We start from the raw sequence: 21078 nt of genomic DNA, 5'->3' as shown, positions 1-21078 counted from the left end.
CCACACCTCGCAGGAAGAGGAGCAGCACGCATGGCTGAGACCACCGAGTACGACTACGTCATCGTCGGCGGCGGCACCGCAGGTTCGGTGATCGCGTCCCGCCTCACCGAGAACCCGGACGTCACCGTCGCCGTCATCGAGGGCGGCCCGAGCGACATCGACCGCGAGGACGTCCTCACGCTGCGCCGATGGCTCGGCCTCCTCGGCGGCGAACTCGACTACGGCTACACGACCACCGAGCAGCCGCGCGGCAACTCGCACATCCTGCACAGCCGTGCCAAGGTCCTCGGCGGCTGTTCGTCGCACAACACCCTGATCTCGTTCAAGCCGCTGCCGTCCGACTGGGACGAGTGGGAAGAGGCGGGCGCCACCGGCTGGGGCGCCGCCGCGATGGACCCCTTCTTCGGCAAGCTGCGCAACAACGTCGTGCGCGTCGCCAAGAAGGACCAGAACCAGATCGCCACGGACTGGGTCGAGGCGGCGCAGAGCGCACTCGGCGTCCCCGAGGTCATCGGCTTCAACGACAAGCCCTTCGACGAGGGCGTCGGCTTCTTCGACCTCTCGTACCACCCGGAGAACAACAAGCGCTCCTCCGCGTCCGTCGCCTACCTCCACCCCCACATGGAGGCCGGTGACCGGCCGAACCTCCACCTCTTCCTGGAGACCTGGGCCACGAAGCTGGAGTTCGAGGGCACGAGCGCGCGCGGCGTCCGCATCCGTGCGAAGGACGGCGCGGAGCAACTGCTCACCGCCCGCCGCGAGGTGCTCGTCTGCGCGGGCGCCGTCGACACCCCGCGGCTGCTCATGCACTCCGGCATCGGCCCCGCGGGGGATCTCGAAGCACTCGGCATCCCCGTCGTGCACGACCTGCCGGGCGTCGGCGAGAACCTCATCGACCACCCCGAGTCGGTCATCGTCTGGGAGACCAACGGGCCGATCCCCGGCAACTCCGCGATGGACTCCGACGCGGGCCTGTTCGTGAAGCGGGACCCGGACCACAAGGGCCCGGACCTGATGTTCCACTTCTACCAGATCCCGTTCACGGACAATCCGGAGCGCCTGGGCTACGAACGTCCGGAGCACGGCGTCTCGATGACGCCGAACATCACAAAGTCTCGGGCACGCGGACGTATCTATCTGACATCGGACGACCCGGAAGTAAAGCCTGCTCTCGACTTCAAGTACTTCGAGGACGAAAGTGACTACGACGGGCAGACTCTCGTCGACGGCATCAAACTGGCCCGCAAGGTCGCACAGGCCGAGCCCTTCGCCAAGTGGCTCAAGCGTGAGGTCTTCCCTGGTCCTGACGTCACCGACGACGCCGAGATCAGCGAGCTGGTGCGCAAGGCCGCCCATACCGTGTATCACCCTGCGGGAACCTGCCGAATGGGCGCTTCCACTGATGAACTTGCAGTAGTCGACCCGGAGCTGAGGATCCGGGGCCTTGAGGGAATTCGAATCGCGGACGCATCGGTCTTCCCGACCATGCCTGCCGTGAACCCGATGATCGGAGTGCTGATGGTCGGGGAAAAGTGCGCGGAACTGCTGACCGGGAGTGATGTCCGATGACCACCACCACTGACAAGACACCCGCCCCCGAGCCCGCGGCGCCCGTGTTCGTCGTCCGGGACTTGTGGAAGGTCTTCGGCCCCAAGGCCGAGCGCGTCCCGGGCAATGAGGAGTACGCGAGCCTTTCCCCGTCCGAACTGCGCGAGCGCACCGGCTGCACGGCCGCCGTGCGGGACGTCAGTTTCGACGTCCAGCGCGGCGAGGTCTTCGTTGTCATGGGCCTCTCAGGATCCGGTAAGTCCACGCTGGTGCGGACCCTGACCCGGCTCATCGAGCCGACCAGCGGATCCATATCCATGGACAGCCAGGACGTGCTCGCCATGGACAAGAACCAGCTGCGTGAACTGCGCCGTCACAAGGCCGCGATGGTCTTCCAGAACTTCGGCCTCCTTCCGCACCGCTCGGTCCTCGACAACGTCGCCTACGGCCTGGAGATCCAGGGCATGGGCAAGGCCGAGCGCCGGGCCAAGGCCATGGAGGTCGTCGCCAAGGTCGGCCTCGAAGGCCTGGAGGACCGCCGCCCCACGCAGCTCTCCGGCGGCCAGCAGCAGCGCGTCGGCCTGGCCCGCGCCCTCGCCGTCGACCCCGAAGTGCTGCTCTTCGACGAGCCGTTCAGCGCACTCGACCCGCTGATCAGGCGGGACATGCAGGAAGAGGTCATCCGCCTGCACCGTGAAGAGGGCCGCACGATGGTCTTCATCACCCACGACCTGAGCGAGGCGCTGCGCCTGGGCGATCGCATCATGCTGATGCGGGACGGCGCCATCGTGCAGCTCGGCACTCCCGAGGAGATCGTCGCCAACCCGGCCGACGACTACGTCCGCGACTTCGTCCAGGACGTGTCGCGCGAGCAGGTCATCTCCGTACGCCGTGCCATGCGCCCCGCCGTGGGCGACGAGGCCGAGTCCGGTGCCGCGATCGGTCCGGACACCCTTGTCGTCGACGCGATCGAGGCCGTCGCGCGCAGCGGCGAGCACTGCCGCGTCGTGGACGGTGGCCGCACCGTCGGCATCGTCGACCACGAGCAGCTGCTCGCCGTGGTCGCGGGCCTCGACAGTGACCCGCAGGACAAGGAGGTGGCAGCGGTATGAGCGCCGCCCCGACTTCCGTCCTCGAAAAGAAGGACGGCGTCTCCCCGCCGGGTCCTCCCGCGGAACCCGGGCCGCTCGCCAGGTTCGTACGGAACCCCAAAGCCGTCGTACTGCTGTGCGCCCTCCTTGTCGCGGTCGTCTCGGCGGCCGTCACCGCCAACGGCGTCTGGCCATCCGACCTGACCTTCGACGTGCGCTCGCCGCTCGACGACGTCAACACCTGGATGGCGGAGAACCGCGACACCAGCCCGATCTTCCTGTACTTCCTGCTGCACATCAGCAACACCGCGCAGTCCTCGGTGGACGGTGTGTTCAGCGGCCTGGAGAGCCTCGGCTTCATCGGTGTGATCGCCGCCGCCGTGCTCATCTCCTGGTACGCGGGCGGGGCAGGACTGCGCCGCCGCTCGCTGACCCTCGCGGGCATCGCCTTCGGCACCTTCGCCGTGATCGGCGTGCTCGACGTGTGGGAAAAGGCGATGGAGACCGTCGCCCTGATGGTCGTCTGTGTGGCCGTCGCGGGTCTTGTCGGCGTGCTTCTCGGCCTCGCGGCCGGGCTCTCGGACCGCGCCGAGCGCATCCTGCGGCCTGTCTTCGACACCATGCAGGTGCTTCCGGCCTTCTCCTACCTGCTGCCCTTCGTGTTGATGTTCGACGTCGGCACCCCGGCCGTCTTCATGGCGACCGTCATCTACGCCGCCCCGCCGATGGCCCGGCTCACCTCGCTGGGCCTGCGCGGCGCCGACGCGGCTGCCCTTGAGGCCTCCCAGTCGCTTGGCGCCAACGCCTGGCAGCGGCTGTGGACGGCCCGCCTCCCGCTGGCCCGCAAGCCGATGCTGCTCGGCCTCAACCAGACGATCATGATGTGTCTTTCGATGGTCGTGCTCGCCACGGTGGTCGGCGCAGGCGGTCTGGGTGACCCGATCTTCCAGGCGATCTCCACTCTCGACGTGGGCCTCGCGGCACCGGCCGGTATCGCGATCGTGCTGATCGCCATCTGGCTGGACCGCACGACCGCGGCGTTCGGCGAACGTGTCGACGACTCGGCACCCGCGCGCAGCGCCTTCGCGACGCGCGTCCTGTGGGCCTCCATGGCCGCCGTGGTCGTGGCCGCCACCGTCATCGGCCAGGCGCTCGGCCGCACGGAGTGGCCCGAGAACTGGGTCGTCTCCTTCTCTCAGCCGATCAACGAGGCCGTCGGCTGGATCGAGCGCGAGCTCGGCTCCGGCATCCCGGTCATCGGCGGCACGCTCACCTGGGCGAACGGCTTCATCACCTGGGGCATCAACCCGCTGTTCGACGCCCTGCTCGCGACCCCGTGGTGGGCGGTGCTCCTGGTGGCCGGTGCCCTCGCCTATCTCGCGGGCCGCTGGCGTGCGGCGGTCACCGTCGTACTCGCGCTCGCCGCGATCGGCGTGATGGGCCTGTGGAACCGCTCGATGGACACGCTCTCGCAGGTACTCGCGGCCCTGGTGGTCACGCTGATCCTGGGCTTCGCCATCGGTGTGCTCGCGGCCCGCGTCTCCTGGGTGGAGCGGGGCATCCGGCCGGTGCTCGACACCATGCAGACCCTGCCGGCGTTCATCTATCTGATCCCGATGATCGCGCTCTTCGGCAGCAACCCCGCGGCCGCCGCCGTGGCCTCGGTCATCTACGCGCTGCCCGCCGTCATCCGCATCACGGCCCAGGGCATCCGCCAGATCGACCCATCGGCTCTGGAGGCGTCCCGCTCGCTCGGCGCCTCCACCGGCCAGCAGCTCTGGCAGGTCCAACTGCCGCTGGCCCGTCCCGCGCTGCTCGTCGCCCTCAACCAGGGTGTCGTGCTCGTCCTCTCCATGGTCGTCATCGGCGGCATGATCGGCGGCGGCGCGCTCGGCGTGGACGTGGTCAAGGGCCTCACCAAGGGCGACCTCGGTCTCGGCATGACGGCCGGTATCGCGATCGTCTGCCTCGGTGTGCTCCTCGACCGCATCTCCCAGCCCGGCGCCGACGTCAAGGAACGCGCACTGCGCTGACGTACGGTCTGCCCCTCTCCGTCATCCCGCCCTCCTGCTACGTAAGGGAACAATCAGGTGAACTCCAGCAAGCGGATACGTACAGCCGTCATCGCCGCTCTCGGCGCCGCGTCCATGGTGGCGCTCAGCGCATGTAGCGCCGCCGACACCAAGTCCTCGGGCAGCTCCGACGAGGTCACCCTCACGGTGCCCTCCTGGGTCGGCGCGCGCGCCAACGCCGAGGTCGCCAAGGCGCTCCTGGAGGACGAGGTCGGCGTCAAGAAGGTCGACCTGCAGCAGCTCGACGAGCCGATCGCCTGGGACGCGCTGAACAACGGCAAGGCCGACGCGATCCTTGAGGACTGGAACGGCCAGCCCAAGAAGCAGAAGCTCTACATCGACCAGAAGAAGACGGTCGTCAAGGGCGGCGACCTGGGCGTCACCGGGCACATCGGCTGGTACGTGCCGAAGTACTACGCGGACAAGCACCCCGAGATTCTCGACTACAAGAACCTCAACAAGTTCGCCAAGGACTTCAAGAGCAACCGCAGTGGCGGCAAGGGCGAGTTCATCGGCGCGGCTCCCTCGTACACCACGTACGACGAGTTCCTGATCAAGAACCTCAAGCTGAACTACAAGATCAAGGACACCGGCAACGAGGCCGCGCAGATCAAGGAGATCCAGCGCAAGTACGCCGCCAAGGAGCCCTTCATCAGCTACTGGTGGGAGCCCCTGTGGGCGAACGCCGACATGGACATGGTCGAGGTGAAGCTGCCGCCGTTCAAGGAAGGCTGCAACGTGCCCGAGGCCAAGACCGACTGCGGCTACGCCAACACCCCGCTCCAGAAGTACTTCAACGCCGACTTCGCCAAGGACGGCGGCAAGGCGGCGGAGTTCCTGAAGAACTTCAAGTGGACGACCGACCAGCAGAACGAGGTCGCCAAGTCGATCGCCAAGGACAAGATGTCCGGCGAGGCCGCGGCCCAGAAGTGGATCAAGGACAACAAGGCGACGTGGGAGAAGTGGATCCCGAAGAAGTGACGTCGCCGAATTCAGTCAGCGACTGAACGGCCGAACGACTGAACGGCCGAACGGCCGAACGCGTCGGTGTGGCGGTGTGGCGGTGCCGGGTGTCCTTCGCGAAGGACACCCGGCACCGCCACATCTGCGTCACGCGGTCCCTCTGAGGCCTCCGGCGATCTCCCGCAGCGCCGCCGTCGTACGGACCAGCAGACCGGGCCCGAACGTGATGCGCGTGGCGCCCAGTCGGCCGAGATCCGACAGGGAGGGGCCGTCCGGCTTCGCGCCCACATTGACGGGGCCCTCGATACCCGCCCGCAGCCGCGGCAGCGCTTCGGGCGGCGCGAAGATCGGATAGACGCAGTCCGCGCCCGCCGCCACGTAGAGACGGGCCCGTTCGACGGCCCGCGCGGGGTCCGCGACACCCCGGACGAACGTGTCCACCCGGGCGTTGACGAACACCCGGTCGCCCGCGACGGAACGTACCTCCGCCAGCCAGTCCGCCTGCTCGCGCGGATCCTTCAGGGCCCCGCCCGAGGAGTCCTCCAGATTGCAGCCGACCGCGCCCGTCTCCAGGAGCCGCTCCACCAGCTCCTTCGGCGCCAGGCCGTAGCCGTCCTCGATGTCCGCGGACACCGGCACGGACGCGGAGACCGACCGCACGATCCGGGCCACCGCCGCGAACATCTCGTCCGGCGGCACCTCACCGTCCGCGTACCCCAGCGACGCCGCGACCCCCGCGCTCGGCGTGGCGAGGGCCGGGAATCCGGCCTCCTCGAAGACCCGTGCGCTGGCGGCGTCCCACGGCCCGGGAAGGACCAGCGGGTCGCCGGGCGCACGCCCCTGATGCAGCGAGCGGAACTCGTCCACGAGGCTCATGGCGTGTACCCGCCCGGCTCGATGCGGCGGCTGACCATCAGCCGGTTCCAGCTGTTGATGACGGTGATGACCCCGATGAGGTGGGCGAGTTCGGCCTCGTCGAAGTGCTTGGCCGCAGCCCCGTACGCCTCGTCAGGGACGAACCCTCCCCCAGAGCCGAAAGCCTGGGAGGTGCCCCCTGTCAGCACGGTGACCGCCTCGGTCAGCGCGAGGGCGGCGCGCTCGCGCTCGCTGAAGACCTCACCCGCCTCCGACCAGGCGTTGAGCAGCGCGATCCGCTTCGGCGTCTCGCCGTTCCGCACGGCGATGTCCATGTGCATGTCGAGGCAGAACGCGCAGGCGTTGATCTGCGAGGCGCGCATCATCACGAGCTCGGCGAGCACGGGGTCGCCAAGACCGCGCTTCGCGGCGGCGCCCACCCCGGCGAGGGCGGTCCCGACGCCCTTGTCGAGGTGGGAGGTCCGGGTGCGGGAGGCGTCGGCGCTCACTTGTGGTCTCCGGCCGTGTAGTGACCCGGCGCCTGGCGTGTCGAGACGCCGAAGCGGTTCCACGCGTTGATGACCGTGATCGCGGCGATGAGCTGCGTCAGCTCTTCCTCCTTGAAGAGGGCCGCGGCCTTGTCGTACACCGCGTCCGGCACGAAGCCGTCCGTCAGGACGGTGATCGCCTCGGTCAGCTCAAGGGCGGCGATCTCCTTCGCCGTGTAGTAGTGCGCCGACTCCTCCCAGGCGCTGAGCTGGATGATCCGCTCGACGCTCTCGCCCGCCGCCAGGGCGTCCTTGCTGTGCATGTCGAGGCAGAGCGCGCAGTGGTTGAGCTGCGAGGCGCGGATCTTGACGAGTTCCAGGATCACCGGGTCGACGCCCTTACGGGCGGCCGCGTCGAGCCGGATCATCGCCTTGAAGACCTCGGGGGCGTGCTGGTGCCAGTCGAGGCGGGGCGCGTGCTCGTGGAGGTATTCCGTGTCCGGTTCTCCGGTCCGTGTGTTCTCGTTCGTCGTGTTCTCGTCCTTCGTCATGCCATCGACCGTACGACTCCAGTAGCCCAACGGTATGGTCCATTCCCATGGAAGATTCTTGGGCCACTTTGGGCGTCGACCTCCACCTGGAGACGAACGGCGACGCGACGCGCTCCGGCGTGCGCAAGGGCCTCACGGACGCCCTGCGCGAGGCGGTGCGCGGCGGCAGGCTCGCTCCCGGAACGCGCCTGCCCTCGTCCCGCTCCCTCGCCGTCGACCTGGGCATCGCCCGCAACACCGTCGCCGACGCGTACGCGGACCTCGTCGCCGAGGGCTGGCTCACCGCCCGCCAGGGCTCGGGCACCCGTGTCGCCGAACGGGACGTGCCGCGCCCCGTCGAACCCGCACCGCGCCGCAGGGCCGCCGCCGGTCCGACGTACGACCTGAAGCCGGGCACCCCCGACCTCGCCTCCTTCCCGCGCGCCGCCTGGCTCAAGGCCGCCCGGCGGGCCATGTCCGCCGCCCCGAACGACGCGCTCGGCTACGGCGACCCGCGCGGCCGGATCGAGCTGCGCACCGCCCTCGCCGACTACCTCGCCCGAGCACGCGGCGTGCACACGGACCCGGACCGCATCGTCGTCTGCGCCGGGTTCGCGCAGGGGCTGAGGCTGCTCGGCGGTGTGCTGTGGGCGCGTGGCCTGCGGGAGATGGCGGTCGAGTCGTACGGCCTCGATGTGCACTGGAACCTGCTGAAGCGGGCGGGGCTGCGGACGAGGCCGCTGCCCTTCGACGAACTGGGCACGTCCACGACTGAGTTGGGGTCAAGGGCAAGGCCAAGGGCAAGGGCAAAGTCAGGGGCTGGGGCTGGGGCTGGGGCTGGGGCGGGCTCCGGCTCCGGCTCCGGTTCGGCGAAGGTGGCGCTCCTGACGCCCGCGCATCAGTTCCCGATGGGGGACCCGCTGCACCCCGACCGGCGTGCTGCCGCCGTCGACTGGGCGCGGCGCGAGGGCGGACTGATCCTGGAGGACGACTACGACGGGGAGTTCCGCTACGACAGGCAGCCGGTGGGCGCGCTCCAGGGTCTCGACCCCGACCGCGTGGTCTACCTCGGCACGGCGAGCAAGTCCCTGGCCCCCGGCCTGCGGCTCGGCTGGATGGTCCTTCCCGCGCCGATCGCCGCCGAGGTCATCGAGGCGAAGGGGGGCGCGGAATGGGGGTGCGGGGCGCTGGACCAGCTGACGCTCGCGGAGTTCATCACGTCGGGCGCGTACGACCGTCATGTGCGGGGTGTCCGCCTGCGCTACCGGCGCCGCCGGGACCAACTGGTCGCCGCTCTGGCCGCACGGGCGCCGGAGGTACGGGCCACGGGGATCGCTGCGGGCCTGCACGCGGTGCTCGAACTGCCGCCGGGAACCGAGAAGTCGGTGGTGCAGGCGGCGAGCTGGCAACGCCTCGGAGTGCAGGGCCTGTCCGCCTTCCGCCACCCGGCCGCGCGGGTTCCGGGGCGGGACGCGCTGGTGGTGGGTTACGGGACGCCGCCGGACCACGCGTGGGCGGGGGCGCTGGACGCGTTGTGCAGGGTGCTGCCGTAGGGCGCGGCAGCTCACCGGCGGCCGGGGCGGGATCGGGGAACGCCCCGCCGTGCCTGCGCCTACGGAGCCTCTTCCACCGGCGCCTCCCCGAACCGCGCCAACGCCAACGCCCCCACCACAGCGACCACGAACCCAAGCACCGCGAGCCACTCCAACCCGCCCCGAGTCCGGTCCCCCAACCACACCACGCCCACCACCGCGGGCCCGATCGTCTCCCCGACGACCATCCCCGCGGTAGCGGTCGTCACCGACCCCCGCTGCAACGCGGAGGTGAGCAACAGAAACGCCGCACCCCCACCCACCAGCAGCGCATAGCAGGCAGGGTTCCTCACCAACGCCCCCGGCGAGACATCGTCGATCAGCCGCACCGCCACCTCCACCACCCCGAACCCGAGCCCGGCGCCGAGCCCCAGAGCCAGCGCCCGCCCCCGCCCGGGCAGCCGCCCCGCCACCGCGCCGAGCAGCAGCACCCCCACCGCCACACCCAGCATCGCGTACCGCAGAGTCGTCGATCCGACGCCCGCGCCCTCGTCCCCCGAAGCGAGCCCCAGCATCGCGAGCCCCGCGCACACCACCCCCACAGCGGCCCACTCCACCCCGCTCAACCGCACCCGCAGCAACCGCGAGGCCACCACGGCCGTGACGGCGAGGCTGGCGGCGAGCGCCGCCCCGACGGCGTAGATCGGGATGGAGCGCAACGCCACGATCTGCAGCAGGAACCCGAGCCCGTCGAGCCCGAGCCCCACGACGTACCGCCACTGCTTCACCGCGCGCAGCAGCAGCGCGGGATCGACCCCGGACCCCGTTCCCGGCGCCGTGGCGCGGGCGGCGACGGCCTGGAAGACGGAGGCCGTGCCGAAGCAGACCGCTGAACCGAGCGCGCAAATCATCCCAAGAGACACGAAGTGACTCTAGAGGAAAGGGATTCGCTTGAGCCGTTTGGCATGGCCATGGACACCTACCTACGCTGAGCGCCGATCATGTACGTCAACGGGGGAGCAGTAAGGCAGATGGCAGCGGAACAGAAGCAAGCGCAAGCGCAGAAGCAAGCGCAGAAGCAAGCGCAGAAGCAAGCGCAAGAGCAGAAGAAGTCGCGGCGCAGGCTGCGGTCCAGCACGGTCGTGCTCGGCGGAATGGGCGTCCTGGCGGCTGCCCTGACCTCATGCGGCTCGGATCCGGACAAGCGGTGCGTGGACCGCGACAGCTACAACTCGCTCACCGGTTACAAAATCGTCGGCGACAAGAACTGCAAGAGCGGTACGTCCTCCTCGAAGGGCAAGGGGGGCAGTTCCTACGGATCGGGCACGGGCTCAGGCACCGGCAAGTCCGGGCGCACGGACGCCGACTGGTACTACGACAGCGACGTCGACGGCCGCTACGCCGACTACGGCACCTTCAGCCGCAGCGAGGCCGTCGACCGCGACGGCCTCGGCTGCTCGGGCAGCGGCGGCGGCTGAGTCCATGGAGCGCCGCACCCTCACGCCCCGCCCCGGCTGGCAACGGACCGTCGAGGACCAGGGGCTCATCTACCCCCTCACCCGCTACCCCGACGACTCCCTGCGCCCCTACTGGGACGAGTCCGCCTGCTACGTCTTCTCGCTGCCCGAGGTCGAAGCCCTCGAAGAGGTCGTGGAGGAGCTGCACGCGATGTGCCTGGCGGCAGCCGAGCACATCGTCGAGCACGACCGCCTCCCCGACCTCGGCATCACGGACCCGCGAGTGGCCGAAGCGGTCACCGAGGCCTGGCACCGCCGAGCCGAACTCCCGTCCCTCTACGGGCGCTTCGACCTGCGTTACGACGGCACCGGCGGCCCGGCCAAGATGCTGGAGTACAACGCCGACACCCCCACCTCCCTGGTCGAGGCCGCGAGCCCCCAGTGGTTCTGGATGGAGGAGTGCTTCCCGGGCGCCGACCAGTGGAACTCCCTCCACGAACGCCTCGTCGACGCCTGGAAGAAACAGGCCTCGCTGCTCCCGCCCGGCGGCCCGCTGTACTTCGCGCACTCGGCGGGCGACGAGCTCGGCGAGGATCTGATGACGGTCGCGTATCTGCGCGAGACCGCGCAGCAGGCCGGGCTCGACACCGAGGCGATCTCCATGGAGGACATCGGCTGGGACCGGCTCTCGCGGCGCTTCGTCGACAAGAAGCTCGGCTTCATCCGCAGCTGCTTCAAGCTCTATCCGTGGGAGTGGCTGACCACCGACCGATTCGCCCCGCACGTCCTTCAGACCCTCGACAACGGCGGCGGCACCGGTTCCACCCTGTGGATCGAGCCCGCCTGGAAGATGCTCCTCTCCAACAAGGCGCTGCTCGCGATCCTCTGGGAGCTGTACCCCGGTCACCCCAACCTCCTGCCCGCCTACCTGGACGGCCCGCGTGAGCTGGCTTCCGGGCGGGGCTACGTCGCCAAGCCCCTCCTCGGCCGCGAGGGCGCGGGCGTCACGATCCATCCGCCGGGCGCCGAGGTCCCCATGGCGGTCGAACCCGTCGGACCCGTCGTACGGGAAGAGGCCTGCTGCTACCAGGAGTTGGCGCCGCTGCCCGATTTCGACGGCAACCGTGTGGTGCTCGGCGCGTGGGTCGTCGAGGGCGAGGCGGCGGGTCTTGGCATCCGGGAGTCGGCGGGTCCGATCACGGACGAGTACGCGAGGTTCCTGCCGCACGTGATTCTCTGAGCGGCCTACGTCCGCGCCAAGTCCCCCGAGTACGCTGCCGTTCGTTCGAGATGACGCACTCGGAGGCGGAGCGACCATGGCCGACAGCAGGATCAACACCACGCAGCCTCACACGGCCAGGATCTGGAACTACTGGCTCGGCGGCAAGGACAACTACCCCGTCGACCAGGCCGCCGGGGACCAGATCCGCACGCTGCACCCCGGCATCGGCGCGTACGCGCTCGCCGACCGGCAGTTCCTCGGGCGCGCCGTGAGCCACCTCGTGACCGAGTGCGGCATCCGGCAGTTCCTCGACATCGGCACCGGCCTGCCGACCGCCGACAACACCCACGAGGTCGCCCAGCGGCTCGCCCCCGAGTCCCGTGTCGTCTACGTGGACAACGACCCGTTGGTCCTCACCCACGCGCGCGCCCTGCTCACCAGTACCCCCGAGGGCAGCACCGACTACCTCGACGAGGATCTGCGCAATGTGGAGGCGATCCTCGAACACGCGGCCAAGACCCTGGACTTCGACCAGCCGGTGGCGCTGATCCTGCTCGGAGTCGTCATCTTCATCGAGGACGACTCCGAGGCGTACGGCATCGTGCGCCGCCTGCTCGACGCGCTGCCGGCCGGCAGCCACCTGGTCCTCTCGCACACGATCACAAGCCCGGAGATGCCCGACGTGGACGAGGCGGTGGCGTTCTGGAACGAGAACGGCACACCCAGGCTCACGCAGCGCGCCCCCGGGCAGGTCGCCGCGTTCTTCGAGGGCCTGGACCTCCTGGAACCCGGCGTGGTGTCGTGCAACCGCTGGCGCACGGAGACCGCACCCGGCGTCGAGGACGTGGCCATGTTCGGCGGGGTCGGAGTCAAGCACTGACCCCGGACCGGATCACCCCCGGAACTACGCCAGCCCCCCCCCCCCGGAACTACGCCAGCACCCCCCGCAGCTGGTCAAGCCCCCAGTCCAGGTCCTCCTTGCTGATCACCAGCGGCGGAGCGATCCGGATCGTCGAGCCGTGGGTGTCCTTGACGAGGACACCCCGGCCCATCAGCTTCTCCGAGATCTCGCGGCCCGTGCCGTGCGACGGGTCGATGTCGACGCCCGCCCACAGCCCGCGGCCCCGCACCTGTGTCACCGCGCCCGTCCCGGCGAGCAGTCCCAGTTCGGCGTGCAGATGCTCGCCCAGCTCGGTGGCCCGCTGCTGGAACTCGCCCGAGCTCAGCATCGCGACGACCTCAAGGGCCACCGCGCACGCCAGTGGATTGCCGCCGAACGTCGAGCCGTGCTCACCCGGCTTGAACACGCCGAGGACATCCGCGTCCGCCACCACCGCGGACACCGGCACGACGCCCCCGCCGAGCGCCTTGCCCAGGATGTACACGTCCGGCACCACGCCCTCGTGCTCGCACGCGAACGTCCTGCCCGTCCTGCCGAGCCCCGACTGGATCTCGTCCGCCATGAAGAGGACGTTCCGCTCCCGCGTCAACTCCCGTACGCCCGCGAGATATCCGGCCGGGGGTACGAGGACCCCCGCCTCGCCCTGGATCGGCTCAAGGAGCACGGCCACGGTGTTCTCCGTGACCGCGGCCCGCATCGCCGTCAGGTCGCCGTACGGCACGATCTCGAATCCCGGCGTGTAAGGACCGAAGTCCGCCCGCGCCTCGGCGTCCGTCGAGAAGCTGACGATGGTCGTGGTCCGCCCATGGAAGTTGTCGCGCGCGACAACGATCTTCGCCCTGCCGTCGGGCACGCCCTTGACCTGGTACCCCCACTTCCTGGCGGTCTTCACGGCCGTCTCCACCGCCTCGGCGCCGGTGTTCATCGGCAGCACCATCTCCTTGCCGCACAGCTCGGCGAGGCGTGTACAGAACTCGGCGAACCGGTCGTGGTGGAAGGCCCGCGATGTGAGCGTCACCCGCTCCAGCTGCTCCTTGGCCGCGTCGATCAGACGGCGGTTGCCGTGCCCGAAATTCAGGGCCGAGTACCCGGCGAGCATGTCGAGGTAGCGGCGCCCCTCGACGTCCGTCATCCAGGCGCCGTCGGCCGACGCGACCACGATGGGCAGCGGGTGGTAGTTGTGCGCGCTGTGGGCTTCGGCCGAGGTGATGAACTCTTCGGTAGTCGACACGGGGTCTCCGTTCGTCCTGCGGCGGCGGGCGGGTGTGGTGCCCTGTTTCTATCGTCGCTCGGATCGCGGACGAAGAAACCCGCCGCGGCGGCGTGCCCGCTAGGCTGGCCGCTACAGCACGGCGACTGGCGCGCGGGGAACGGACCCCGGGGGAGCCGTGCGAGGCAGAACCCTTCGAGGTGCCGACCGCCTGGGCACCCCGGGACCACGACCGGACACTGACCGCTCGCCCCGGAGGACGCCGTATGAACCGCCCCCTTTCCCCGGATCTCCCGAACACCCTCAGCCATCCCGCGCTCGCCGCCGAGGACTCCGAACTTGCCGCTCTCATCGCTGCCGAGGAGCAGCTCCAGGCCGACACCCTGCGCCTGATCCCCAGCGAGAACTACGTCTCCACGGCCGTCCTCGAAGCCTCCGGCACGGTCCTTCAGAACAAGTACAGCGAGGGCTACCCTGGCCGCCGCTACTACGAGGGCCAGCAGAACATCGACCCCGTCGAGCGCCTCGCCGTCGCCCGCGCCAAGTCCGTCTTCGGCGTCGAGCACGCGAACGTGCAGCCCTACTCCGGCTCCCCGGCCAACCTCGCCGTCTACCTCGCCTTCGCCGAGCCCGGCGACACCGTGATGGGCATGGCCCTGCCCATGGGCGGCCACCTCACCCACGGCTGGGGCGTCTCCGCCACGGGCAGGTGGTTCCGCGGCGTCCAGTACGGCGTCCGCCATGACACCGGCCTGATCGATTTCGACGAGGTGCGCGACCTCGCCCTCAAGGAGCGCCCGAAGCTGATCTTCTGCGGTGGCACCGCACTCCCCCGCACCATCGACTTCGCCGCCTTCGCCGAGATCGCCCGCGAGGCGGGGGCCGTCCTCGTCGCCGACATCGCGCACATCGCGGGCCTGATCGCGGGCGGCGCCCACCCCTCACCGGTGCCGTACGCCGACGTGATCTCCACGACCACCCACAAGACCCTGCGCGGCCCGCGCGGCGCGATGCTGATGTCCCGCGAAGAGCACGCCAAGGCCATCGACAAGGCAGTCTTCCCCGGTCTGCAGGGCGGTCCGCACAACCAGACCACCGCGGCGATCGCCGTCGCCCTGCACGAGGCGTCGCGGCCCTCCTTCCGCGACTACGCCCACGCCGTCGTCGCCAACGCGCGGGCACTCGCCCAAGCCCTGCTCGACCGCGGCTTCGACCTGGTCTCCGGCGGTACCGACAACCACCTGATCCTGATGGACCTCACCCCCAAGGACGTACCGGGCAAGGTCGCCGCCAAGGCCCTGGACCGGGCCGGGATCGTCGTCAACCACAACACCGTGCCCTACGACCCGAGGAAGCCGTTCGACCCCTCCGGCGTCCGCATCGGCACCCCCTCGCTCACCTCCCGGGGCCTGGGAACGCAGCACATGCCGACCGTCGCCGACTGGATCGACCGGGGCGTCGCCGCGGCCCGCGCCGGCGACGAGGACGCCCTGACGAAGATCCGGTCCGAGGTCGCCGACCTGATGGCAGCCCATCCCGCTCCGGGCCTGCCCGCCCACTGAGCCGCGGCCCCTGAACGCACTGTGTTCCTCGTCTCATCGGAGACGGGGAACAGCAGCAACGGACTGAACGCCGAAGCGCCGGATCACAAGATCGCGGCACACCCGTCACACGACTGTTTCCGAGCTATGAGAGTCACCTGAGAGAATGAGCCCCATGGCCATTGATCGTCCTCGCGTGCTCTCCGGAATCCAGCCCACCGCAGGCTCGTTCCACCTCGGCAACTACCTTGGCGCGGTCCGCCAGTGGGTGGCGCTGCAGGAGTCTCACGACGCCTTCTACATGGTGGTGGACCTGCACGCGATCACGATCCCGCAGGACCCGGCCGAGCTGCGCGCCAACACCCGGCTCGCCGCCGCCCAGCTCCTCGCCGCGGGACTCGACCCCGAGCGCTGCACGCTCTTCGTCCAGAGCCACGTCCCCGAGCACGCCCAGCTCGGCTGGGTCATGAACTGCCTCACGGGCTTCGGTGAGGCGTCGCGCATGACGCAGTTCAAGGACAAGGCGGCCAAGCAGGGTGCCGACCGCGCCTCCGTGGGCCTCTTCACGTACCCGGTCCTCCAGGTCGCGGACATCCTGCTCTACCAGGCGAATCAGGTTCCCGTCGGTGAGGACCAGCGCCAGCACATCGAGCTGACCCGTGACCTCGCGGAGCGCTTCAACGGCCGCTTCGGTGAGACGTTCACCGTTCCGGCGGCGTACATCCTCAAGGAGACGGCGAAGATCTTCGATCTCCAGGACCCGGCGATCAAGATGAGCAAGTCGGCGTCCACCCCGAAGGGCCTGATCAACCTCCTCGACGAGCCCAAGGCCACCGCCAAGAAGGTCAAGAGCGCGGTCACCGACACCGACACGGTCGTGCGCTACGACACGGTGGAGAAGCCGGGTGTCAGCAACCTCCTCAGCATCTACTCCACGCTCACCGGCACCGGTATTCCGGAACTGGAGCAGAAGTACGCCGGCAAGGGCTACGGTGCGCTGAAGACGGACCTCGCCGACGTCATGGTCGACTTCGTGACTCCCTTCCGGGACCGCACCCAGGCCTACCTGGACGACCCGGAGACGCTCGACTCGATCCTGGCCAAGGGCGCGGAGAAGGCGCGCGCCGTCGCCGCGGAGACACTTGCCCAGGCGTACGACAAGGTGGGCCTCCTGCCCGCCAAGCACTGAGCCACACCGCCCCCTGCACCACACGAGGCACAGCAGCGCCCTCTGCCCGCCATCCGACCGACAGGAGTACGACGTGGGGACCGTAACGATCGGTGTGTCGATCGCGGTCCCGGAGCCTCACGGCAGCCTGCTCCAGGAGCGGCGCGCGGGCTTCGGGGACCCCGCGGCGCACGGCATCCCCACCCACGTCACGCTGCTGCCGCCGACCGAGGTGGACGCCACGGCGCTGCCCGCCGTCGAGGCGCACCTGGGGGCCGTCGCCGCCGCCGGGCGCCCCTTCCCGATGCGGCTCTCCGGGACGGGCACGTTCCGGCCGCTGTCGCCCGTCGTCTTCGTTCAGGTGATGTCGGGCGGCGCGGCCTGCGGCTGGCTGCAGGAGCGGGTGCGGGACGCCTCCGGGCCCATGGCGCGCGAGCTGCAGTTCCCCTACCACCCGCACGTCACGGTGGCCCACGGCATCTCCGAGGAAGCCATGGACCGGGCGTACGCGGAGCTTTCGGAGTACACGGCCGAGTGGCCCTGCACCGGCTTCGCGCTCTACGAACAGGGCGCCGACGGCGTGTGGCGCAAGCTGCGCGAGTTCGCCTTCGGCGGTGGCGGCCCGGTGGTGCCTCCGCAGGCCATGGCCCCGGCCACCCACAGCAAGCAGCCCGCTCGCTGATCCGGGCCCGCCTGTACGCGCGCAGGGGGCCTTACACCGGAAGCCGCCGGAACACCGTCCGCGGCACGTGACGCAGCGCCGACATGACCACCCGCAGCGCGCCGGGCACCCACACCGTCTCCGAGCGCCGCCGCAGGCCCGTCTCGATGGCAAGCGCGACCGCCTCCGGAGTGGTCGCCATCGGCGCCTCCTCCAGGCCCGCCGTCATCTTGGAACGTACGAATCCGGGGCGCACGACCATCACGTGCACCCCCGTGCCGTGCAGCGCGTCGCCCAGGCCCTGGGCGAAGGCGTCAAGGCCCGCCTTGCTCGACCCGTAGATGAAGTTCGTGCGCCGTGCCCGCTCGCCCGCGACCGACGAGAGCACCACCAGGGAGCCGTGGCCCTGGGCCTGCAGCGACCGCGCGCACACCAGGCCCGCGGAGACCGCGCCGGTGTAGTTCGTCTGCGCGACCCGTACCGCCGACAGAGGTTCGTCCTCGTCGCGTGCCTGGTCGCCGAGGATGCCGAAGGCCAGCAGGACCATGTCGATGTCGCCCTCGGCGAAGATCTTGCCGAGCGTGGCCTCGTGGGACTCGGAGTCGAGCGCGTCGAAGGCGACGGTGCGGACGTCCGCACCCAGCTCGCGCAGGCCCGCGGCGGCCTTCTCCAGGCCCGGCGAAGGACGGCCGGCCAGCCACACCGTGCGGGTGCGCCGCGCGACCAGACGGCGGGCGGTGGCGAGACCGATCTCGGAGGTGCCGCCGAGTACGAGCAGGGACTGGGGGGTGCCGAAGGCGTCCTTCATGGGACCAACTCCTTGAGGTGCTAGAGGGCGAGGCGGCGCGAGAGGTCCGAGCGGAACACGCCGCGCGGGTCGAGGTCCGCCCGCAGCGCGCGGAAATCGTCGAGCCGCGGATACATCGCGGCGAGCATGTCGGGCCGCAGGCGGGAGTCCTTGGCCAGGTAGACGCGGCCGTCACAGGCGGCGACCTCCTCGTCGAGCTCGTCGAGGAACGCGCCGAGGCCCGGCAGGTTCGCCGGGATGTCCAGGGCGAGGGTCCAGCCGGGCATCGGGAAGGAGAGCCAGCCCGGATCGCCCTCTCCGAAGCGCTTCAGCACGGCGAGGAAGGACGGGCAGCCACGGTCCGAGATGCGCCGCACGATGCGCCGCAGGGCCTCCTCCTCGCCGTACCCGACGACGAATTGGTACTGCACGAAGCCGCCGCGGCCGTACACGCGGTTCCAGTGCGGGACGCCGTCCAGGGGATGGAAGAACGTCGACATCTTCTGCAGCTCGCCCACCCGCAGCCGCGGTGCCTTGCGGTACCAGAGCTCGTTGAAGAGGCCCACCGACTTCCGGCCGAGCAGCCCTTCGGGCAGGAAGCGCGGGGCGGACGGCAGCTGGCCGGGGCGGAACGTCAACGGGGCTCTGCGCGCGCGTGGCGGCAGGGCGTCAAGGGGAGCGTGATCGCCGCGCGTGAGCACCGCGCGCCCCATCGACACACCGCGCGCGAGGAGGTCGATCCACGCGACCGAGTAGCGGTAGCGGTGGTCGGTGGCGGTGAGGCGGGCCATCAGGTCGTCCAGGTCGGTGGCGCGCTCCGTGTCCACCGTCATCAACGACGTCTCGACCGGTTGCAGCCGCAGCGTCGCGGCGAGGATCACACCGGTCAGACCCATGCCGCCCGCCGTCGCGTCGAACAGGGAAGTGCCGTGTTCGACCGCCTGCACCGTGCCGTCGGCGGTGAGCAGTTCCACGGCCATCACGTGGCGCGAGAACGAACCGGACCCGTGGTGGTTCTTGCCGTGGATGTCCGCGCCGATCGCGCCGCCCACGGTCACATACCGGGTCCCCGGCGTGACGGGCACGAACCAGCCGAGCGGGAGCAGGACCTCCATCAGGTGGTGCAGGGAGACCCCGGCGTCGCACAGGACGGTGCCCGCGTCCGCGTCGATGGCGTGGATGCGGTCCATGCCGGTCATGTCGAGGACCGCGCCGCCCGCGTTCTGCGCGGCGTCCCCGTAGGCCCGCCCCAGGCCTCTTGCGATGCCGCCGCGCTCCCCGCAGGCCTGGAGGGCGGCCACGGCCTCCTCGGGCGAACGGGGGCGGATCAGGCGGGCGGTGGTGGGGGCGGTGCGCCCCCACCCCGACACGGAAACGGCCTCGGCGGGCGGAGCGGAGTCGGCAGGCATAGGCGTGACCGTATCGTCCATGCAAGGGCAGTTTGCCCATATTCATCCAAGCCCTCACCGAAATGGGTGATTGATGGAGTGTCGTCGTATATTGCCGTAAATATTGAGAGGTCGCCTAGAAGAGTCGGGAGGGAGGTCAGGTCCTCGAAGTCCCCGGAGAAGGAGGCCACATGCACGACCTGGACCACCGGCTGCTGTCGGCCCTGCGCGACTGCGGGTCCGACACGCGCGTGGCCGCCGCCGCACGGGCCCTGTCCTGGGCCGGCGAGCACGGCGCCCTCTGGATCGCCGCGGGACTCGCGGGCGCCGCGGTCGACCACGGGCGACGCGGCGCGTGGCTGCGTGGCACGGCGCTGACCGCCGCGGCACACCTGGCCAGCATGGGCGTCAAGCGGGTCGTACGGCGCCCGCGCCCCGGCGACACGGGCGTGCAGCCCCTCGTCAGGACCGCGGGACGGCACTCCTTCCCCAGTTCGCACGCCACTTCGGCCGCCGCGGCCACCGTCGCGTACGGCGCGCTGAGCCCCGTCGGAGCCCGTGTCGTCCCGCCGCTCGCCGCCGCGATGTGCGTCTCGCGGATGGTCGTCGGCGTCCACTACCCCAGTGACGTGGCGGCCGGCGCGGCCCTCGGCGCCCTCACCGCGCGCGTGGGCTCCGCCTGGATGAACGGGAGCCGCACGCATGGCTGACCGCACCGCCCTGCTCGAACGCCCCCAGCCGCCAGGCCCGTCAGGGCCGACGTCCCTCGCCCTGCCGCTCGGCCTCCTGAAGACCGCGCGCCCCCGCCAGTGGGTGAAGAACGTCCTGGTCGTCGCGGCCCCCGCCGCCGCCGGTGAACTCTTCTCGCGCCACTCGCTGATCCAACTCGCCCTGGTCTTCGCGCTGTTCACGGCCGCCGCGTCCGCCGTCTACCTCATCAACGACGCGCGCGACGCCGACGCCGACCGCGCCCACCCCACCAAGTGCCGCAGGCCGGTCGCCGCGGGGCAGGTGCCGGTGGCGGTCGCGTACGTGGTCGGCGGGCTGCTCGCCGTACTCGCGCCCGTGGCCGCCGCCGCGCTCTGCACGCCCCTGACAGCGGGACTCATCGGCGCCTACGTAGTGATGCAACTGGCCTACTGCGTCAGCCTCAAGCACGTCCTCGTCGTCGATCTCGCCGTCGTCACCACGGGCTTCCTCATGCGGGCGATGATCGGGGGAGTGGCCCTCGGCATCCCGCTCTCGCGCTGGTTCCTGATCACCACGGGCTTCGGCGCGCTCTTCATGGTCTCCGCCAAGCGCTACTCCGAAGCCGTCCAGATGTCCGGGAGCTCCGAGAAGCTGGGCGCCACGCGCGCGTTGCTCACCGAATACACCACCGGCTACCTCCGCTTCGTCTGGCAGCTCGCCGCCGGGGTAGCCGTCCTCGCGTACTGCCTGTGGGCCATGGAGAGCGGCGGCACCGCCAACGGCAGCTCGCTGCCCTGGCGGCAGCTGTCGATGGCCGCCTTCGTTCTCGCGGTCCTGCGGTACGCCGTCTTCGCCGACCGGGGCACGGCGGGCGAACCCGAGGACGTCGTCCTGCGCGACCGCGCGCTGGCCGTCATCGGCCTCGTGTGGATCGCCATGTACGGCCTCGCGGTCGCCGACTGGTGAGCGCCCTC

20 protein-coding genes and 1 riboswitch are annotated in these 21078 nt (G+C 70.3%); of the genes, 13 read left to right on the top strand and 7 right to left on the bottom strand.

All coding sequences use genetic code 11. The features are described from left to right. The first annotated feature begins 30 nt into the window (after positions 1 to 30). The 4 genes from ACFVXC_RS11825 to ACFVXC_RS11810 are packed head-to-tail and all read left to right on the top strand — an operon-like array spanning position 31 to position 5692. The gene (locus ACFVXC_RS11825) at positions 31 to 1569 is read left to right on the top strand and encodes a GMC family oxidoreductase (RefSeq protein WP_389904180.1); all 1539 of its coding nucleotides are present in this window, start codon (positions 31 to 33) and stop codon (positions 1567 to 1569) included. Then, a complete protein-coding gene (locus tag ACFVXC_RS11820; RefSeq protein ID WP_389904177.1) occupies positions 1566 to 2660 on the top strand; it encodes a glycine betaine/L-proline ABC transporter ATP-binding protein in 1095 nt (364 codons plus the stop codon). Before ACFVXC_RS11825 ends, ACFVXC_RS11820 begins: the two co-directional genes overlap by 4 nt. Continuing rightward, a complete protein-coding gene (locus tag ACFVXC_RS11815; protein WP_389904174.1) occupies positions 2657 to 4672 on the top strand; it encodes an ABC transporter permease in 2016 nt (671 codons plus the stop codon). The genes ACFVXC_RS11820 and ACFVXC_RS11815 overlap by 4 nt, the downstream gene beginning before the upstream one ends. 57 nt (positions 4673 to 4729) lie before the next feature. Then, on the top strand, positions 4730 to 5692 hold the full coding sequence (locus tag ACFVXC_RS11810) for a glycine betaine ABC transporter substrate-binding protein (RefSeq protein WP_389904171.1): 963 nt from the start codon (positions 4730 to 4732) through the stop codon (positions 5690 to 5692). Between the two features lie 129 nt (positions 5693 to 5821). Here the strand turns inward: ACFVXC_RS11810 and ACFVXC_RS11805 are convergent, their stop codons facing one another. From ACFVXC_RS11805 to ACFVXC_RS11795, 3 genes are read right to left on the bottom strand one after another with little or no spacing between them, the layout of a single operon-like run. Then, a complete protein-coding gene (locus ACFVXC_RS11805; RefSeq protein ID WP_389904169.1) occupies positions 5822 to 6550 on the bottom strand; it encodes an isocitrate lyase/phosphoenolpyruvate mutase family protein in 729 nt (242 codons plus the stop codon). Further along, positions 6547 to 7038, bottom strand: a complete 492-nt coding sequence (locus ACFVXC_RS11800) for a carboxymuconolactone decarboxylase family protein (RefSeq protein ID WP_389904167.1) — start codon at positions 7036 to 7038, stop codon at positions 6547 to 6549. The genes ACFVXC_RS11805 and ACFVXC_RS11800 overlap by 4 nt, the downstream gene beginning before the upstream one ends. Then, a complete protein-coding gene (locus tag ACFVXC_RS11795; protein WP_389904164.1) occupies positions 7035 to 7568 on the bottom strand; it encodes a carboxymuconolactone decarboxylase family protein in 534 nt (177 codons plus the stop codon). The genes ACFVXC_RS11800 and ACFVXC_RS11795 overlap by 4 nt, the downstream gene beginning before the upstream one ends. A gap of 47 nt (positions 7569 to 7615) precedes the next feature. Here ACFVXC_RS11795 and ACFVXC_RS11790 point away from each other — a divergent pair, with 47 nt between their 5' ends. Beyond that, a complete protein-coding gene (locus tag ACFVXC_RS11790) occupies positions 7616 to 9100 on the top strand; it encodes a PLP-dependent aminotransferase family protein (protein ID WP_389904162.1) in 1485 nt (494 codons plus the stop codon). Between the two features lie 59 nt (positions 9101 to 9159). On the opposite strand, the gene ACFVXC_RS11785 is transcribed toward ACFVXC_RS11790, so the two are convergent. After that, a complete protein-coding gene (locus ACFVXC_RS11785) occupies positions 9160 to 9990 on the bottom strand; it encodes a hypothetical protein (protein ID WP_389904466.1) in 831 nt (276 codons plus the stop codon). A 243-nt stretch (positions 9991 to 10233) separates the two neighbouring features. On the opposite strand from ACFVXC_RS11785, the gene ACFVXC_RS11780 reads away from it, so the two are divergent. From ACFVXC_RS11780 to ACFVXC_RS11770, 3 genes are all read left to right on the top strand, one after another. Continuing rightward, positions 10234 to 10557: a hypothetical protein gene (locus ACFVXC_RS11780; RefSeq protein WP_389904464.1), complete on the top strand. Its 324-nt coding sequence runs from the start codon at positions 10234 to 10236 to the stop codon at positions 10555 to 10557. A 4-nt stretch (positions 10558 to 10561) separates the two neighbouring features. After that, entirely contained in the window at positions 10562 to 11776 is a 1215-nt protein-coding gene (locus ACFVXC_RS11775; RefSeq protein WP_389904160.1) for a glutathionylspermidine synthase family protein, read from the top strand. A 76-nt stretch (positions 11777 to 11852) separates the two neighbouring features. Next, positions 11853 to 12638, top strand: a complete 786-nt coding sequence (locus ACFVXC_RS11770; protein WP_389904158.1) for an SAM-dependent methyltransferase — start codon at positions 11853 to 11855, stop codon at positions 12636 to 12638. 49 nt (positions 12639 to 12687) lie between these two features. Here ACFVXC_RS11770 and rocD read toward each other — a convergent pair whose 3' ends face one another. Continuing rightward, a complete protein-coding gene (rocD, locus tag ACFVXC_RS11765; RefSeq protein WP_389904155.1) occupies positions 12688 to 13890 on the bottom strand; it encodes an ornithine--oxo-acid transaminase in 1203 nt (400 codons plus the stop codon). Positions 13891 to 14001: 111 nt separating this feature from the next. Next, positions 14002 to 14093: riboswitch (ZMP/ZTP riboswitch) on the top strand. 42 nt (positions 14094 to 14135) lie between these two features. On the opposite strand from rocD, the gene glyA reads away from it, so the two are divergent. From glyA to ACFVXC_RS11750, 3 genes are all read left to right on the top strand, one after another. Next, the gene (glyA, locus tag ACFVXC_RS11760) at positions 14136 to 15431 is read left to right on the top strand and encodes a serine hydroxymethyltransferase (protein ID WP_389904152.1); all 1296 of its coding nucleotides are present in this window, start codon (positions 14136 to 14138) and stop codon (positions 15429 to 15431) included. Positions 15432 to 15585: 154 nt separating this feature from the next. Further along, positions 15586 to 16599 (top strand): tryptophan--tRNA ligase, encoded by a 1014-nt coding sequence (trpS, locus tag ACFVXC_RS11755; RefSeq protein WP_389904149.1) that lies wholly within the window; start codon positions 15586 to 15588, stop codon positions 16597 to 16599. Between the two features lie 73 nt (positions 16600 to 16672). Beyond that, on the top strand, positions 16673 to 17260 hold the full coding sequence (locus ACFVXC_RS11750; protein ID WP_389904146.1) for a 2'-5' RNA ligase family protein: 588 nt from the start codon (positions 16673 to 16675) through the stop codon (positions 17258 to 17260). A 31-nt stretch (positions 17261 to 17291) separates the two neighbouring features. Here ACFVXC_RS11750 and ACFVXC_RS11745 read toward each other — a convergent pair whose 3' ends face one another. Both ACFVXC_RS11745 and ACFVXC_RS11740 read right to left on the bottom strand, forming a co-directional pair. Continuing rightward, entirely contained in the window at positions 17292 to 18047 is a 756-nt protein-coding gene (locus ACFVXC_RS11745) for a decaprenylphospho-beta-D-erythro-pentofuranosid-2-ulose 2-reductase (protein WP_389904144.1), read from the bottom strand. Positions 18048 to 18067: 20 nt separating this feature from the next. Continuing rightward, the gene (locus ACFVXC_RS11740) at positions 18068 to 19435 is read right to left on the bottom strand and encodes an FAD-binding protein (protein ID WP_389904141.1); all 1368 of its coding nucleotides are present in this window, start codon (positions 19433 to 19435) and stop codon (positions 18068 to 18070) included. A gap of 170 nt (positions 19436 to 19605) precedes the next feature. On the opposite strand from ACFVXC_RS11740, the gene ACFVXC_RS11735 reads away from it, so the two are divergent. Then, positions 19606 to 20124, top strand: coding sequence for a phosphatase PAP2 family protein (locus tag ACFVXC_RS11735; protein ID WP_389904138.1), 519 nt, complete (start codon positions 19606 to 19608; stop codon positions 20122 to 20124). Beyond that, on the top strand, positions 20117 to 21070 hold the full coding sequence (locus ACFVXC_RS11730) for a decaprenyl-phosphate phosphoribosyltransferase (RefSeq protein WP_389904136.1): 954 nt from the start codon (positions 20117 to 20119) through the stop codon (positions 21068 to 21070). Before ACFVXC_RS11735 ends, ACFVXC_RS11730 begins: the two co-directional genes overlap by 8 nt. The last annotated feature ends 8 nt before the right edge of the window (positions 21071 to 21078 follow it).

Origin of the sequence: Streptomyces sp. NPDC058257, from assembly GCF_042881845.1 — a bacterium.
Taxonomy (GTDB): domain Bacteria; phylum Actinomycetota; class Actinomycetes; order Streptomycetales; family Streptomycetaceae; genus Streptomyces.
The sequence above is the reverse complement of the archived record's forward strand: the minus strand, read 5'-3'. Positions and strand labels throughout refer to the sequence as shown.